The following is a 14,491-nucleotide window of genomic DNA, read 5'->3' as shown; positions in this document are numbered from 1 at the left end:
CACCCGCCGCGGCCGTACTCGTTTCCCTGCCGGACGGCTTGCGGCGGCTGATTCCGCGGTCGCGGAGTGGGGTCAGAGGGACATCTTGCCGTTGTCGACGGTGTAGATGGCGCCGTGGACCGCGGAGGCTTCCTCGGAGCAGAGGAAGGTGATGACGTTGGACACCTGGGCCGGGTCCATGAGGCCGCGGGCGGACGCGGTTTTCATGATGAGGGTGTAGTCGGGGTCCGTGGGGAAGGTGAAGTTCTCCAGGAGGGGCGTGGTCATGCCGCCCGGGCAGACGGCGTTGATCCGGATTGCGCTGCTGTCGAATTCGAGGGCCATGGCCCGGGTGAGCCCGATGAGGCCGTGTTTGGCGGCGCAGTAGCCGGCCGAGTAGGCCTGGCCCTCGAGGCCGGCGATCGAGGCGACATTGACGATGCAGCCGCCGCGCTCGAGCAGGTGCGGGAGCGCGGCGCGGGAGAGGAAGAACGGCGCGCTGAGGTTGACGGCCAGGTCGTACTGCCACTCCTGGTCACTGACCTCGGCGGTGTGCCGCATGGTGTGCGCCCCTGCCGCATTGACCAGCATGTCGATCCCGCCGAACCGCTCCGCACACGCCCGCACCACCTCCGCGGACGCGCCCGGATCAGTGAGATCCGCTGCCAGCCAGCCTGTTTCGTCCCCTTCGAGGGCCGCCTGCAACCGTGCCGCGTCGCGCCCCACCCCGAACACCCGGGCCCCGCCGTCACGCAGCGACTGCGCCACGGCCCGCCCCAACCCGGAAGATGCCCCGGTCACCACCGCGACCCGGCCCTCGAACCGCCCGGCACCATTGCCCGCCATACCGTCTCCATTCCATCCCCGGGCAGCCGCGATACCGCCACCCGCTCGCGCGGCCTCCAAAGTAGCTCAGTCGGCAGCGGTAGCTCAGCCGGCAGCGAGGACCGGCAGCCTCATCGCGCCCGGTCGAAGACGAACAGGTCGCGCCCGCCGAAGGGCGCCGGCCAGCGATCCGGATCGAAGGCGATCTCCCGTAATCCCGCCTCCCGCGCTGCGGCTCGGACATCGTCGCGGGACAGCACGCGCCGTACCTGGAGGGCGATACCGGCCGCCATGCCGGAATCCACGCAGCCGACCAGCCGGGAGAGTTGAAAGGCCAAGCGGCCGAAGAAGAATCCGCGCACCACCAGCGACGCGCGGCCCAGCCGGCCGTCGGAGGTGGACTGGAGCACGATCACGCGCGACGCCACCCGGGCCGTCTCACCGAGCACGGCCGCGGGATCGGCGGGGAACTGCAGGACGTGCAGAACCAGCGCTGTCTCGAAGGCGTCACTGGGAAACGGCAGCACGCCGTCCGCGCACAGCACCGGCCCGTGCCCCACGACATGCATGTCCACGACATCGGTTTCGATCACGTCGAGCCCGGTGACCTTGCGCAGCAGGTCCGCATTGTGGCCGGTCCCGGAGCCGACATCGAGCACCGGCCCGGCCGCGGGCAGATACGGTGCGATCCGCTCGGCGATGCGCGCCGCCCGCTCGCCGGCCGCCCGCTCGAGCCGGGCCTTCACGCCACCCGCTCCGGATCGTGGAACAGCCCGGTCACCTCGACGCCCACCGTTGATCTCCTCCCCACCCGGCGAACATAGCACCGTCCCCGGACGGCCCTGGGCAGCCGCGCGAGTGAGGTCATTCCGGGTCGCCGGCGAGTGCGATCCGGAGGAAGGAGACCAGTTGGTTGCGGACACGGTCCTGGGTGAGCCCGTCGGATCCGGCACGTAGGGCCGACAGCAGCGCCGAGACCAGGATCGAGAGCAGGACCTCCCCCGCGATCTCCGGATCGAGCGACGGATCCAGGTACCCGCGGGCGATCCCGCGCCGCACCACCTCCACCGATTGCGCCCCATAGGCGCGGGCATGGTGCAGGCAGCGGTCCAGGACTCGATCGTCGATCGAAGAGGCCTCCAGCAGAAAGAAATTCACCAGCCCGCGTTCGGTCTCGACCAGGTCGTAGCAGCGGTCGACGACGCGGGCGTAGCGCGCGCAGAAGGCGTCGAGGGTGGCGGGTATGTCGTCCCCCTCGGGCCCCAGCAGACGGGTGCGGATGAGGGTGAAGCAGTGGTCGATGACGGCGTCGAGAATGTCGCGTTTGTTGGCGAAGTAGTTGTAGAAGGTGCCGTGGCTGACCCCGGCGGCCGCGGCGATGTCGTCCACGCCGATGCCGCGGAAGCCGCGCGTGGCCACCAATTCGTAGGCGGCGCCGACCAATTCGGCCCGGCGCTGTGCGGCGCGCGGGTGGCGGCCGCGCTCTGCCCGGCCGGCTGTCACGGCGGGGCGCTCCGGGGGCGCAGGGTCTTGTCGAGGACGCCGATCACCGCGGTCATGCTGCGCTCCCGGATGCCCGGATTGCCCGCGCCCAGCAGTTCCCGCATGACCCATGGCCCGACCATGGCGAGGATGGTGTGCCCCAGCACATCCGGGTCGATATCGGGACGAATCCACCCTTCCTCCCTGCCGCGTGTGAGTTCCCCCGCGATGAGCGAGGCGGTCAGCGCCTCCAGCCCGAGCAGCCGGTGCGCCAGCTCCGGATCGATGGCCCCGGCCTCGACCACCAGCAGCCGCAGCACCTGCGGCTCCCGCTCGAGCAGGTCCCAGAGCCGGTCGAGGGCCGCTCGCACCGCCGCGACCAGCTCGCCGACCTCGCCCGCGGCGCCGAGGACGGTGTCGAGTTCCATGGCGTCGGTCACCTTCTCGATGCCGAGATCGATGACGTGGTCGAGGATTTCGCGCTTGCTGCCGAAGTAGCGGTAGACGGTGCCCTGTCCGATCCCGGCCCGGGCGGCCACCTCGGAGATGGCGGTGGCCTCGTAGCCGTTGGCGGTGAAGACCTCGAAGGCGGCCTCGATGATCTGCCGGCGGCGCCGCGACGGGAGTTCGGGCTGCGGCGGCCGCCCGATGCGTCGCGAGGTTATTTCGCGGCCCCGCCCTTCTGGCCGAGATCCTTGGGGCCGTAATCGGTGACCAGCCAGTCGCCGCCGCTCTTGGCCACGGTCAGCACCAGCAGGTTCGGCACGGTCGCCGGGTCGGTCTGCTGCACGTTCTGGGTCTTCTGGGTGGCGTAGACGGTGACGGTGAACTGGTCGTTGCCCTTGGCCTCCACCGAGCTGCCGACCACATCGCCGGCCGCCACCACCTGGGCGTCGGTCATGATCTTGGCCAGGGTGTCGTGCACCTGGGTGTACCTGTCCCGCAACGCATCCGAGGTGCCGCGCTGCACGCCGTCGAAGAAGGCGGGCAGGTTGCGGTAGTCGTAGGTGAGCGAGCGCAGGGTGTAGTCCTTGGCCACCTGGGCGGCGCGGTCGCGGTCGGCCTGGCCGTTCCGCAGCGCGTGGTAGTCGCCGGAGGAGTTGTGCCAGAGCACGCCGAGGACCACGGCCACCACCGCGAGCACGGCGGCGGCGACGGTCACCGCCGGGTGGGCGCGTTCGCCGAAACTTTTGGCGGGCACGGCTTTCGAGGGTGCCGGGACCGAAATCGAGATCGGTTCCGCCGCGCCGGTCGGCTCGGCTGCGCCGGTCTGCTCGGTCGCTCCCGTCTGCTCGGTTGCGCTGGTCTGCTCGGTCTCGTCGTTGTGCGCGGTGTTCTCGTTCTCACTCACGAATTGCCTTCTCTCTAGCGAGGAATGTCGATGGCCACATGGGCGGCGCCGTCGCCGGGGAACACCGTGGACAGCAGGTCCACGATCGAGCCGGCGTCGACGCGCAGCGGTTTGATCGCGCTGGTCGCGGGTTTCAGGACGGTGGCGATATGGCTCAGGTCGGGCCCGATCAGCTGCAGATAGTCATTGATCTTGGTGACCAGCGGCCCGATCGGATCGTCGTAGATCTTTTCGCCGATGTAGGAGTAGTTCTGGAACGCGGCGATGATGTGCAGCAGCTCCGGCAGCGCGGTGTCGATGTCCCCGCCGGCCGCGCTCAGGGTGGGGGCGCGCCCGTCGAACTTGTCGCCGAGGTTCTGCACGTTCGCGTACAGCCGCGCGATGGCATCGCGCTTGTCCCGCAACAGGTTCGCGGTGCCGACCAGCGCCCTGGTCAGGTTGGCGACATCGGCGTCGCGGCCCTCGAATCCGGCGGCGACCGTGGTGGCCAGGTTCTGCAGCTTGGCCGGATCCAGTTGCGCGGTCAGCGCGTCCAGTTCGGCGAGCGCGTCACCGACCGTGGTCGCGATCTTGACCTGCCGGTTCGGCACTACGCTGCCGTCGTGCAGGAACGGCCCCTGGGTGCCGCTCGGCCGGAAGTCGAGGAATTGCTCGCCCGCCGCCGACAGGTTGGCGATCTGCACCACGCTGTCCACGGGAATCCGGTATTTCGAGTCGTATTCGAGGGTCACGGCCAATCCGCGGCCGGTGGCACCGATATCGCGGACCTTGCCGATGGGCAGGCCGCGCAGCGTCACCTCGGAGGTCTTCATCAGGCCGCCGGAACTGTCCAGCAGCACGGTGACGGTGTTGTGCTGGCGGCGCGGGTCCAGATTCAGCACGCCGACCGCCATGTAGCTGCCACAGGCCAGGGTGAGCACCAGCAGCATGACCAGCGAAACCGGCCCGGAGAGTGAGAGTTTCATCTAGGGCACCATCCCGATCGAGCGCAGTGTGGTGATCAGCTGGTCGGCCTGCACATCGGCGGACACCCGCTGCACCTGCACGTCCGGGGCGCTGAGGAAGGGAATGATCTTCTCCTTCAGCAGGGTGTGGAAGGCGTCGAGATCGGCCGCCAGGGTCAGGTCGGCATATCCGGCCGTGACCGCGGTCGGCGCGAGGATCGACACGATCGAGCGGAAGTCGCCGACGTGCGGCAGCAGCAGATCGCCGGCGTTCTTGGCCAGCGGGCCGCCGCTGATGATCAGGTTGACCACCGCCAGCAGCACACCCGACAAGCCGGCGGCCCGGTCGGGCCCGAGCGTGAGGATCTGATCCACCGCCCCGCGGCCGGAATCCAGCTTGGCGGTGATCTGCTGGGCCGAGGTGAGGATGCGATTCAGATCGTCGGTGTGCGAGGCCATGTCGTGCAACGCCGCGCGGCCCGCCGCATTGATCCGGTCCAGCTCGGCCGGATCCGACGGGAACGCCGCGTTCACATCGGTGACCAGCTTCTGGATATCGGACCAGCGTCCACCGGTGATGATGTTGGACAGTGCCCGCAGAATGTCCTCCACATTCGTGGCGGGAATGGTCTGCGACATCGGAATCACATCACCGTTGGCGAGGAACGAGGCGTCCGCGTGCTGGGGCGCTTCCAGCGCGATGTGGATATCGCCCAGAATCGTGGACTGCCGCAATTCCGCGGTCGTGTTCTTCGGCAGTTTGGCGTCGGTGTGCAGTTTCACCGTCGCCACCGCGGTGGTGCCGATCAGATCGATGTGATCGAGCATGCCGACCTCGACGCCGTCGGCGATCACCTTGGCCCGGTCCGGCAGGTTCAGCACCGAGCCGAATTCGATTCGCACGGTGTAGGTGTCGCCGGAGGGATAGGTCCCCGGAATCGGGATGTCGGTGGCCTTCACCCCGCAGCCGGTCAGCACCAGCGTGGCCGCCGTGATGAGCGGCGCCAGCCGGATCGCGGTGCGTCTCAGGACCGGTGCGCACCTCATTTCGCACCCACCTGCGGGAGTTGCGCGGCCAGTGGCGGCAGAGCGGCCAGCAGCGAATTGATATCACCCTCGTGCTGCTGGACGAAGGTGTGCGCCTGCGGCAGTACCGCATCCAGCAGGCCGTAGATCTGCTGATCGTATTTGCCCACATTGCGGGCGATCACCGGGAGGAACTCCACCGCGATATCCACCGCGCCGGAGAATTCGGCCGAGAACTGCCCGATCAGCTGGAGCCCGGCGCGCAGATTGTTCAGCACCTCCGCCATATCCGGCCAGTTGGTCACGAACATGGTGGTGAGCTGGTCCAGATTGTCGACCAGCCGCCGGAAGACGGCATCCTTCTGGGTCGGATCGCCGATCACCGCGGACAGCCGCTGCAGCAATTGATTCCACTGCTGCCCGGTGCCGTCGATGGCATTGTTCGCCGCGGTGAGGGTGTCGTCGAGCAATGTGTCGGGTTTGCCGCCGGTACCGCCGCCCCCGGTCAGGTCACCGGCGAGCTTTCCCATGGCGTCGAGCGCCTCGCTGATGCCGATCGGCGTCCTGGTCCGCTCCAACGGAATGCATTGTGAGGTGTCGAATCGGGTGCCGCCGGTATACGGCTTGGTGAGTTCCACATGCCGGTCCGTCACAATGGAACTCGACATGGTGACGGCCTGAATATCGGCCGGGAGTTTCACCGAATCCGCGACGCTCATGGTGACCCGCATGCGGTCGCCCATGGCCTCGATCCTGGCGACGGTGCCGACCTCGACACCGAGCATGGTCACGCTATTGCCCTGATACAGACCGACGGTATCGGTGAATTCCGCGCACACGCTCTGTTTCGGATCGCGTTTCGAATTCGCCCACGACACCCCGGTCACCCCGGCGGCCACCACCGCGACGGCGACTCCGGCGGCGAATGCTGCTCTGCCCCATTTCATTCAGCACGCCTTGCCTTCGTAGGGAATGCACAGCTGGACTCCGGCGGCCGGCTGCTCCACTTTCAGCTGGATGCCCAGCATTCCGTTGAGCCGGTTGACGACATCGCGCATCCCGTTGACGACGGTGTCGATCCGATCCGGGTCCGCGGTCACCTTGGAGACCAGCTGCTCGAATTGCGTCACCGACGGCTCGATGCTGTCGCCGTAGGCCATGATCGGCCGGTGCAGGATGACCAGCAGCCTTTTGAGCAGGTTGAACATGCTCACGATGTCGTCCTTGCGATTGCCCAGCTGGTCGGCCACGGCGCCCAGCTGTTTCACGAAATCCGCGAGCAGCGCCTTGTCGTCGGCAATGGCGGCGATGTACTCGTCGGACACATCGAGCGCGCTGTTGAGCTGGTCGGTGCGCTCGGCGAGCAGCCCGGTCAGCTCATCGGCATTGCCGATGACCCCGCGAAGCGCGTCGGGCTGTTGCGCCAGCGCCGAATTCAGCTGCCCGATGGTGCCGCGCATGGTGGCGGCGTCGACCTTGCCGAAGATCGGCGTGCCCTTGTCGAGAATGTCGCTCAGCTCGAACGGGGTGGCGGTGCGCTCCGGCGGAATGTGCTTCGCGGCGAGCTCCTTGTCCCCGGCCGGGGACAGCGCCAGGTAGTGGCCGCCGATCGGGGTCAGCATCTTGACTTCGACCGCGGACCTATCCCCCACGCGCACACCGTGATTCACCGTGAAGCTGACCTCGACGTGGTCGCCGACCAGGTCCACGGCGCGGATCTTGCCGACATTGATGCCGGCCACCCGCACCTCGTCCCCCGAGCGCGCACCACCGGAGATCTTGAAGTCGGCCACGTAGGTGCGCTGCCCGAACGGGATCACATACAGGGCCCCGGCGATGGCCAGCGCGATCACGCACACCACGACACCGGCCATGCCCCAGCGCAATTGGGTGTTCTGGTCCCCGCGCCCGGTGAGCACGTCCCGAATCAGCTCGCCGGCATAGGCGATCAGTGCTCTCATCAGTTGCACACCACCAGTTTCTGGTTGGACAGAATGACGCCGACCACGGCCGGGAGCGCCGCCTCACCGTGCGAGCACGTGATGCGCGGCTGGTAGCCCTGACCCGGCACCGATTGGTTCAGCCCGGTCACCAATTGCGGCGTGAGGGCGAGGATCTGGGTGAGCTGATCGGTGCGCGGCACCAGCCGCCACAACAGTCCGTCGACCGGTCCGTAACCGGTGTCGTAGGCGTCGCGGCCTTCCTCCAGGATCGGAACCATCGGCCCCAGCACGCCTTTCGCGGTGTCGACCGCGTTCAGCATGGTCCGGGTCTTGGCCGTGAACTGGTGCAGGATGCCCGAGAGCTGCCGCACCAGATCGCCCACCGCCTCGGATTTGCCGCCGAGGGAATCGGCGACCATCCCCAGGTTCCGGATGAGCAACACGATCACGGCCTCGCTGTTGCGGGCGTGCTTGGTCAGTGTGTCCAGATCCGCCAGCACCGGCCCGATACCCGAGCCGTCGCCCTGGATGACCCGCAGCAGGTTGGTGCCGAACTGGTTCAGTTGCGCCGGATCCAAGGTGTCGAACATCGGCTCGAAGCCGTTGAACAGCTTGGACACATCGAAGCTCGGGATCGTCCGATCCACCGGAATCGTCGCTCCGGCAGCTAGTTTCGCTCCACCCGGCCCCTCGGTGAGCAACTCGACGTACCGCTGTCCGATCAGGTTCTGGTAGCGCACCGCGGCCTTGGTGTTGTCGTACACCGGCCGCGTCCGATCGACCGTGAAATGCACCCGCGCCCGAGTGCCGTCCAGCGACACCGACTCCACCTTGCCGACGGCGACGCCGGACATGCGCACCGAGTCGCCGGCGAAAAGCCCGGAGACATCGGTGAACACGGCATCGTAGGTGACCTTGTCCCCGGGAATCGGGGTGCGCAGCGCCGTCACGATGAAGGTGGTGCAGGCGGCCACGACCACCACGAAGACGGTCAGCTTGAGGGCAGCTTTGGTGATCTCGCTCATTTCGCCCCTCCGGTCAGCGAATCGGCCAGGTACGGCATGGTTTTCGCGATCAGCTCGAGCTGCAGCCGGACCCGGCCGTCCACCACCGGGAGGGCGCCGTCCATGGCCTGCAGCAGATTCGGCACGCGGTTGTAGGCCGGGGCCACCGACCCCACCGACACACTGATCGGCACCGCCAGGTCCAGAATGCTGTCCAGGATCTTCTGCAGATCCGGGTTGTTCTGCTGCAGCAGATTCGAAAGCCCTGCCAGCACCGCGTCGTTCACGCCATTGGTGGACTTGTTGGTGCGCGCCTGGTTCTCCGGATCGCCGAAGTAGGCACTCTGCTCGAGCACGGCCAGGATGGCGTGCCCGGCCGAGGGGGTCAGGTCCCGGAACGCCCCGGTCATGTCCCCGCCGATGCGCAGGTAGTGGGCCATGGTGTTCTGCTGACCGTCGGCCAGCAGCTTCGCGGTCGCGAAGAACGACTGCAGTACCGGGCCCATGCTCGGGGCATTGTCGAGCAGCAGGTCGAACAGCCGGTGCACCGCGGCCGAATCCAGCACCTGGGTCAGGCGCGCGGCGCGCCGGAAGACCCCGGCCACGGTGGCATTGGTGGCGTTCGCCCCGATCTGCAGCACCGCATGCTCGCGGAGCTTCCTTCCGTCGGTGCCCGGCACCAATTCGATGGCGCTGGAACCGAATACATTCGACGAGGTGAAGCGGGCGCTGACGTCGTCGGTGAGGGCGTCGGCCTGGCGGCGCTCGATCGCGAGATCGATGCGCTGATGCCCGTAGCCGACGGTCTCGACCTTCTCGACGGTGCCGATGGCGTAGCCGCGGAACTTCACCTCCGCGCCCGGCGCCAAGCCCTCACCCAGCGTCGCGGCATCGACGGTGACCTCGAACCGGTCCGAGAAGCCGCCCCGCGCATAGGAACTCACGACAATCGTCACAGTGACGAGCACGATGGCGACCACCAGGCCGCGCGCCCGCAACATCCAGGGACCGGCGCTACGGCCGGAATAGTCCTTGAACACGGCCATGTTTCACCCCGAGATCCGGATGCCGACATCCAGGCCCCAGATCACGATCGTGAGGATCATGTCCAGGATGACCACCAGTACCAGGCTGGCGCGAATGGCCCGGCCCGAGGCCCGGCCCACGCCCTCCGGGCCGCCCGAGGCGTAGAAGCCCTGGTAGCCGTGGATGAGAATGATGACGACCACGAAGATCGTCGCCTTGACCAGCGAGGCCAGCACATCGCCGGGCTGCAGGAAGGCGTCGAAATAGTGGTAGTAGGTACCCGAGGACTGCCCGTGCAGCACGTTCACCACGGTCGCGCACGAGAGGTACGACAGGATCAGCGTGAGCAGGTGCAGCGGCACGATGGTGATCACGCCCGCGATCACGCGGGTGGTCACCACGAAGGGCATGGGCCGGATGCCGATGGCCTCCAGCGCGTCGATCTCCTCGGAGATGCGCATGGCCCCGATCTCGGCCGTCATGCGGCAACCCGCCTGGGCCGCAAAGCCGATGGCCGCCACCATGGGCGCCATCTCGCGGGTATTGGCGTAGGCGGAGACGAACCCGGTGAGCGGGCCCATGCCGACCATGTTCAGCGCGGTGAAACCCTCCACCCCGATGGAGCCGCCGACCGCGATGCCCAGGAATGCCAGCACCGCGACGGTGCCACCGCCGACGATGATCGCACCGGAGCCCCAGGTGATGTCGGACAGGATGAGCATGGTCTGGCGCCGGTAGATCCGCAGTGTGTGCGGGATGGCGGCGAGCACCTCGTAGACGAAAGTCGCCTGGTGGCCCAGGGATTCGATGACGGACAGGGGCGCCTGCGCGCTCGCGCCGATGACCCGGCCCGCCGTCCCGAGCGGCGCGTATCTGGCTGGTACCTGTGTCATCAGCCCACCTGCGTCGGGATGAACATCGAAACCAGCTGGGTGATCACCAGATTCACGCCGAAGGCGGCGATCACGCCGATCACCACCGCGGCGTTCACGGCATTGGCCACCCCGCGCGGGCCGGCCGTGGCCTCGAGTCCGCGCTGACAGGACACCACCAGCACGATCACCCCGAAGACGATCGACTTCGCGATGGCCACCCACAGGTCGGTCAGCTTGGCGAAGGCCGCGAACGCGGACAGGTAGGAGCCGGGCGTCACGCCCTGGAAACCGACGGCGATCACATAGCCGGTGAACACGCCCATGAAGACGATCAGCATGCACAGCAGCGGCGTGAGCGCGATCATGGCGGCCAGCCGCGGCGCGACCAGCCGGCGCACCGGATCGATTCCCATGACGCGCAAGGCATCCACTTCGTCGCGAATGGTGCGCGCACCCAGGTCCGAGGCGATGGCCGACCCGGCCGCGCCGCCCAGCAGCAGCGCGGTCACCATGGGCGCGCCCTGCCGGATCACGCCCAGGCCGCCGGCCGCGCCGGACACCGAGCTCGCGCCCACCTGCTGGGTCAGGCTCCCCACCTGCACCGCCACGATGACACCGAACGGAACCGACACCAGCACAGCGGGAATCGCCGTCACGCTGACGACGAACCAGCCCTGCTGTAGCGTGTCACGCCACGGATGGCGCAGTGTGACGATATCGACGACCAGGAACCGGAACGCCGCGATCGCCAGCTGAATGGTGCGTCCGAATGTCCGCAGCCCCGAGAGAACGAATTCGATTGCCTGCCGCACCAACGGTTCCGGCCCCCGAACAGCCTTGTCGACCAATGTTCACCACCCCACAGCCCCACTGTTGGTCGATGCCGACCGGTCCCTCTGCCAACCGGTTCGAACTGACCGAGACAGTAATACAGATTTCGGACTGACGTGTCAGTCTTCACGGAAATACTCGCGGGCTTGACAGGGGGACGCCGGCCGGGGAAAAATACGCGCGCCGCGCGAATAGCATGTCCTACCAGCAGGTTTCAGCAATGAGTCGGCAAATGCGAAATGCCGCTGAACCATTCGACCGGTCCAGCGGCATTTCGGATTTTGCGGGCGGTTAGCTCAACTGCGGGCGCATGCCCTCACGACTGTCCGGACAGTGCGACCGCCTCGGCCAGCGGCCGGGTTTCGTCCACGCAGGCACCGGGATCCAGCACCGCGCCCCGCCCGATCAGGTCCTTTGCCGCCCGGAACTCCGCCGGCCGGGCAATGGCGACCGCACCGGCCGCGCGGCCCTCGCGCAGTGCGAGCACCGTCGCGTCCCCCGCCTCGACCCGGCCTCGCACCACCAGCTCGTCACCAGCGTGGATCACGCCCGCGAACTGCACGTTCCGGCCATATTGCATCGACCAGCCCCAGGGGACCTCAGCAGCCGCGGCGGGCAATCCCAGCATCGATCGGGCCGCCGCCGCGCCCTGGGACTGGGCGCTGTTCCAATGCTCCTCGCGTCGATACCCGCCCGACACGGGATCGAATCGGGCCACCGCGTCACCGGCCGCATAGACCCCGGGCGCGGATGTCCGATAGTGCTCGTCCACCCGAATCCCATCATCCACCGCCAGTCCGGCAGCCTCGGCGAGCCGAGTGTCCGGGACAGATCCGATCGCGACCAGCATCGCGGCCGCCGTCCAGGTGCTGTCATCGGCGGCCACGGCGACCACCTCCGCACCGTCCTGGGCGAGATGCGTCAGCCGGACGTCGGTGTGGATCGCAACCCCGTTGTCCGCGTGCAACTTCCGGAGATAATCGCCGATCGTCCGTGGCGCGACGCGCTCCAGCGGCACGGCCGCCGCGTCCAGCACCGTGACCTCCGCACCGAGCCCCCGTGCGGTTGCCGCGACCTCGCAGCCGATCAGCCCGGCCCCGACGATCAGCAGCGATCCGCCCTGTGCGATCGCCTCCCGCAAGACCTCCGCATCCGCCCGGCCGCGCAGCGTGTGGATCCGCTCGCCCGTGTCGGGACGCCGTCCCCCGATCTCGACACCCCTGCGGTCGAGATCGGGGCGGACCGGCGTGGCGGCCATCGACAATGCGCGCGGCCGGGCTCCGGTGGCCAGGAGGAGGGTGTCGTAGCCGATCGCCGTGCCGTCGGCCAGCCACACCAGCGCCGGGCCCGGGTCGATGGATTCGACCGTGGTGCCGGGGCGCAGGTCGATCCGGTGGGTGTGCCAGAAGTCCATGGGCTGCAACAGGGTCCGGCGGTCCTCGACGGTTCCGGCGAGGAGTTCCTTCGACACCATGGGGCGGCGGTACGGGTGGCCGGGTTCCGCGCCGAGCAGCACGATCTCGCCGGTGTACCCCTCGGTGCGCAGGGTGCGGGCGGCGGTGGCACCCGCGACGCCCGCGCCCACGATGACGATGCGGCCGCTCACGCGCGGCTGACCTCGACCATCTCGAAATCGCTCTTGGCAGCGCCGCAATCCGGGCAGGACCAGTCGTCGGGGATGTCGTCCCAGCGGGTGCCGGCGGCGATGCCGTCCTCGGGCCAGCCCAGGGCCTCGTCGTATTCGAAGCCGCACTGCAGGCAGCGGAAGAGTTTGTAGTCGCTCATGAGTGGTGTCCTGTCGAGGTGGAAGTGGGTTCGAAATCGATCTTTTCGCGCACCCCGCAGTCGGGGCAGCACCAGTCGTCGGGAACCGCGGACCAGGGTGTGCCGACCGGGAAGCCTTCCCGCGGAGCGCCTTTCGCCTCGTCGTAGACGTAATCGCAGACCGGGCAACGGTAGGACGACATCACGCCACCCCGTACTTCGCCAGCACGCGCGCACGCTTGCGGGGCTGGATGTTCACCTTGGTGATGTCGCCCGAATAGTGCTCGAGCACCCGGTGATCCATCACCCGCCGCCACAGTGGCGGGAAGTAAGCCAGCGAGATCATGCTGGCGTAGCCACTGGGCAGGTTCGGCGCGCCGTCCATACTGCGCAGCGTCTGATAGCGGCGGGTGGGGTTCGCGTGATGATCGCTGTGCCGCTGCAGGTGGTACAGGAAGATATTCGTGACGATGTGGTCGGAGTTCCAGCTGTGCTCCGGGGTGCACCGCTCGTAGCGGCCGCCGGCGGTCTTCTGACGCATGAGGCCGTAGTGCTCGAGGTAGTTGACGGTCTCGAGCAGGGTGAAACCGTAGATCGCCTGGATCACCAGCCAGGGCAGCACCGCCGGGCCGAAGACCGCGGCCAGCACGCCCCACAGCACCACCGACATCAGCCAGGCATTGAGCACGTCGTTGCGAATCGTCCACGGGCGCTTGCCCAGTCGCTCCAGTCGCTTGGCCTCCAACTCCCACGACGAGCGCAGGCTGCCCCATACGCTGCGCGGCAGGAAGGACCAGAAGGTCTCGGCGAAGCGGGCGCTGGCCGGATCCTCGGGCGTGGCGACCCGCACGTGATGGCCGCGGTTGTGCTCGATGTAGAAGTGGCCGTAGAAGGTCTGGGCGAGCGTGATCTTCGACAGCCAGCGCTCCAATTCGTCCTTCTTGTGGCCGAGTTCGTGCGCGGTGTTGATGCCGACGCCGCCCATGACACCCATGCTCAGCGCCAGGCCGATCTTGGAGACCACGCCGAGGCCGCCGTCGATGCCCAGCCAGGACAGGTCGCTCGCGGTCCACAGGTAGCAGGCGACGGTCAGGCTCAGCAGCTGGAAGGGAATGTAGGTGTAGACGCAGTACCGGTAGTACTTGTCGTTCTCCAGGTACTCCATCACCTCGTCGGGCGGGTTCTGGCCGTCCGGGCCGAAGAAGCGGTCCAGCACCGGCAGCAGCCCGTAGACCAGCAGCGGACCGATCCACCACCAGACCGGGGCGACGACCGACCAGCCGAGCTCGTTGAACGCCCACACCAGCACCATCGCCACGAACAGGGCGGTCGGGGGTACGAGACCGAACAACCACAGATACCGCTTGCGGTCACGCCACTGCGGGCGGGCCGAAGCCTCCGGCTCCCGGCCGCGCTCAACTCGAGAACGAGACGTCGTCAT

The 14,491-nt window shown here is 67.8% G+C and carries 17 protein-coding genes; all 17 read right to left on the bottom strand.

The genetic code is table 11. The annotated features are described in order from the left end of the window. Nucleotides 1-72 precede the first annotated feature (72 nt). The 17 genes from ABZV44_RS42255 to ABZV44_RS42175 all read right to left on the bottom strand — a co-directional run bounded on the left by ABZV44_RS42255 (nucleotide 73) and on the right by ABZV44_RS42175 (nucleotide 14,491). The gene (locus ABZV44_RS42255; RefSeq protein ID WP_354849932.1) at nucleotides 73-825 is read right to left on the bottom strand and encodes an SDR family oxidoreductase; all 753 of its coding nucleotides are present in this window, start codon (nucleotides 823-825) and stop codon (nucleotides 73-75) included. Nucleotides 826-935: 110 nt separating this feature from the next. Further along, on the bottom strand, nucleotides 936-1,550 hold the full coding sequence (locus ABZV44_RS42250; RefSeq protein WP_354849929.1) for a methyltransferase domain-containing protein: 615 nt from the start codon (nucleotides 1,548-1,550) through the stop codon (nucleotides 936-938). A gap of 118 nt (nucleotides 1,551-1,668) precedes the next feature. After that, complete coding sequence (locus ABZV44_RS42245; RefSeq protein ID WP_354849926.1) at nucleotides 1,669-2,307, bottom strand: TetR/AcrR family transcriptional regulator; 639 nt, start codon at nucleotides 2,305-2,307, stop codon at nucleotides 1,669-1,671. Next, nucleotides 2,304-2,885 carry a TetR/AcrR family transcriptional regulator gene (locus tag ABZV44_RS42240; RefSeq protein ID WP_354849966.1) on the bottom strand — a complete coding sequence of 194 codons (582 nt, stop codon included), beginning with the start codon at nucleotides 2,883-2,885 and terminating at the stop codon, nucleotides 2,304-2,306. Before ABZV44_RS42240 ends, ABZV44_RS42245 begins: the two co-directional genes overlap by 4 nt. 62 nt (nucleotides 2,886-2,947) lie before the next feature. After that, nucleotides 2,948-3,637: a hypothetical protein gene (locus ABZV44_RS42235; RefSeq protein ID WP_354849923.1), complete on the bottom strand. Its 690-nt coding sequence runs from the start codon at nucleotides 3,635-3,637 to the stop codon at nucleotides 2,948-2,950. Nucleotides 3,638-3,651: 14 nt separating this feature from the next. Then, on the bottom strand, nucleotides 3,652-4,602 hold the full coding sequence (locus tag ABZV44_RS42230) for an MlaD family protein (protein ID WP_354849920.1): 951 nt from the start codon (nucleotides 4,600-4,602) through the stop codon (nucleotides 3,652-3,654). After that, nucleotides 4,603-5,628 carry an MlaD family protein gene (locus ABZV44_RS42225; RefSeq protein WP_354849917.1) on the bottom strand — a complete coding sequence of 342 codons (1,026 nt, stop codon included), beginning with the start codon at nucleotides 5,626-5,628 and terminating at the stop codon, nucleotides 4,603-4,605. Beyond that, the gene (locus tag ABZV44_RS42220) at nucleotides 5,625-6,554 is read right to left on the bottom strand and encodes an MCE family protein (RefSeq protein ID WP_354849914.1); all 930 of its coding nucleotides are present in this window, start codon (nucleotides 6,552-6,554) and stop codon (nucleotides 5,625-5,627) included. Before ABZV44_RS42220 ends, ABZV44_RS42225 begins: the two co-directional genes overlap by 4 nt. Next, a complete protein-coding gene (locus ABZV44_RS42215) occupies nucleotides 6,555-7,568 on the bottom strand; it encodes an MlaD family protein (RefSeq protein ID WP_354849911.1) in 1,014 nt (337 codons plus the stop codon). Then, nucleotides 7,568-8,575 (bottom strand): MCE family protein, encoded by a 1,008-nt coding sequence (locus ABZV44_RS42210; protein ID WP_354849908.1) that lies wholly within the window; start codon nucleotides 8,573-8,575, stop codon nucleotides 7,568-7,570. Before ABZV44_RS42210 ends, ABZV44_RS42215 begins: the two co-directional genes overlap by 1 nt. Continuing rightward, entirely contained in the window at nucleotides 8,572-9,600 is a 1,029-nt protein-coding gene (locus ABZV44_RS42205; RefSeq protein ID WP_354849905.1) for an MlaD family protein, read from the bottom strand. The genes ABZV44_RS42210 and ABZV44_RS42205 overlap by 4 nt, the downstream gene beginning before the upstream one ends. 3 nt (nucleotides 9,601-9,603) lie before the next feature. Beyond that, a complete protein-coding gene (locus ABZV44_RS42200) occupies nucleotides 9,604-10,473 on the bottom strand; it encodes an ABC transporter permease (protein ID WP_354849902.1) in 870 nt (289 codons plus the stop codon). Then, on the bottom strand, nucleotides 10,473-11,270 hold the full coding sequence (locus tag ABZV44_RS42195) for an ABC transporter permease (RefSeq protein WP_354849963.1): 798 nt from the start codon (nucleotides 11,268-11,270) through the stop codon (nucleotides 10,473-10,475). The genes ABZV44_RS42200 and ABZV44_RS42195 overlap by 1 nt, the downstream gene beginning before the upstream one ends. Before the next feature lie 332 nt (nucleotides 11,271-11,602). Further along, the gene (locus tag ABZV44_RS42190) at nucleotides 11,603-12,892 is read right to left on the bottom strand and encodes an FAD-dependent oxidoreductase (protein WP_354849899.1); all 1,290 of its coding nucleotides are present in this window, start codon (nucleotides 12,890-12,892) and stop codon (nucleotides 11,603-11,605) included. Continuing rightward, nucleotides 12,889-13,071, bottom strand: a complete 183-nt coding sequence (locus ABZV44_RS42185; RefSeq protein WP_354849896.1) for a rubredoxin — start codon at nucleotides 13,069-13,071, stop codon at nucleotides 12,889-12,891. The genes ABZV44_RS42190 and ABZV44_RS42185 overlap by 4 nt, the downstream gene beginning before the upstream one ends. Then, on the bottom strand, nucleotides 13,068-13,253 hold the full coding sequence (locus tag ABZV44_RS42180) for a rubredoxin (protein ID WP_354849893.1): 186 nt from the start codon (nucleotides 13,251-13,253) through the stop codon (nucleotides 13,068-13,070). Before ABZV44_RS42180 ends, ABZV44_RS42185 begins: the two co-directional genes overlap by 4 nt. Next, nucleotides 13,253-14,491, bottom strand: coding sequence for an alkane 1-monooxygenase (locus ABZV44_RS42175; RefSeq protein WP_354849890.1), 1,239 nt, complete (start codon nucleotides 14,489-14,491; stop codon nucleotides 13,253-13,255). Before ABZV44_RS42175 ends, ABZV44_RS42180 begins: the two co-directional genes overlap by 1 nt.

The sequence above is a fragment of the Nocardia sp. NPDC004860 genome, assembly GCF_040609015.1.
In the GTDB taxonomy this organism is placed as follows: Bacteria; Actinomycetota; Actinomycetes; order Mycobacteriales; family Mycobacteriaceae; genus Nocardia.
Note: the sequence above shows the minus strand (reverse complement) of the source record. Positions and strands in the feature narration are given on the sequence as shown.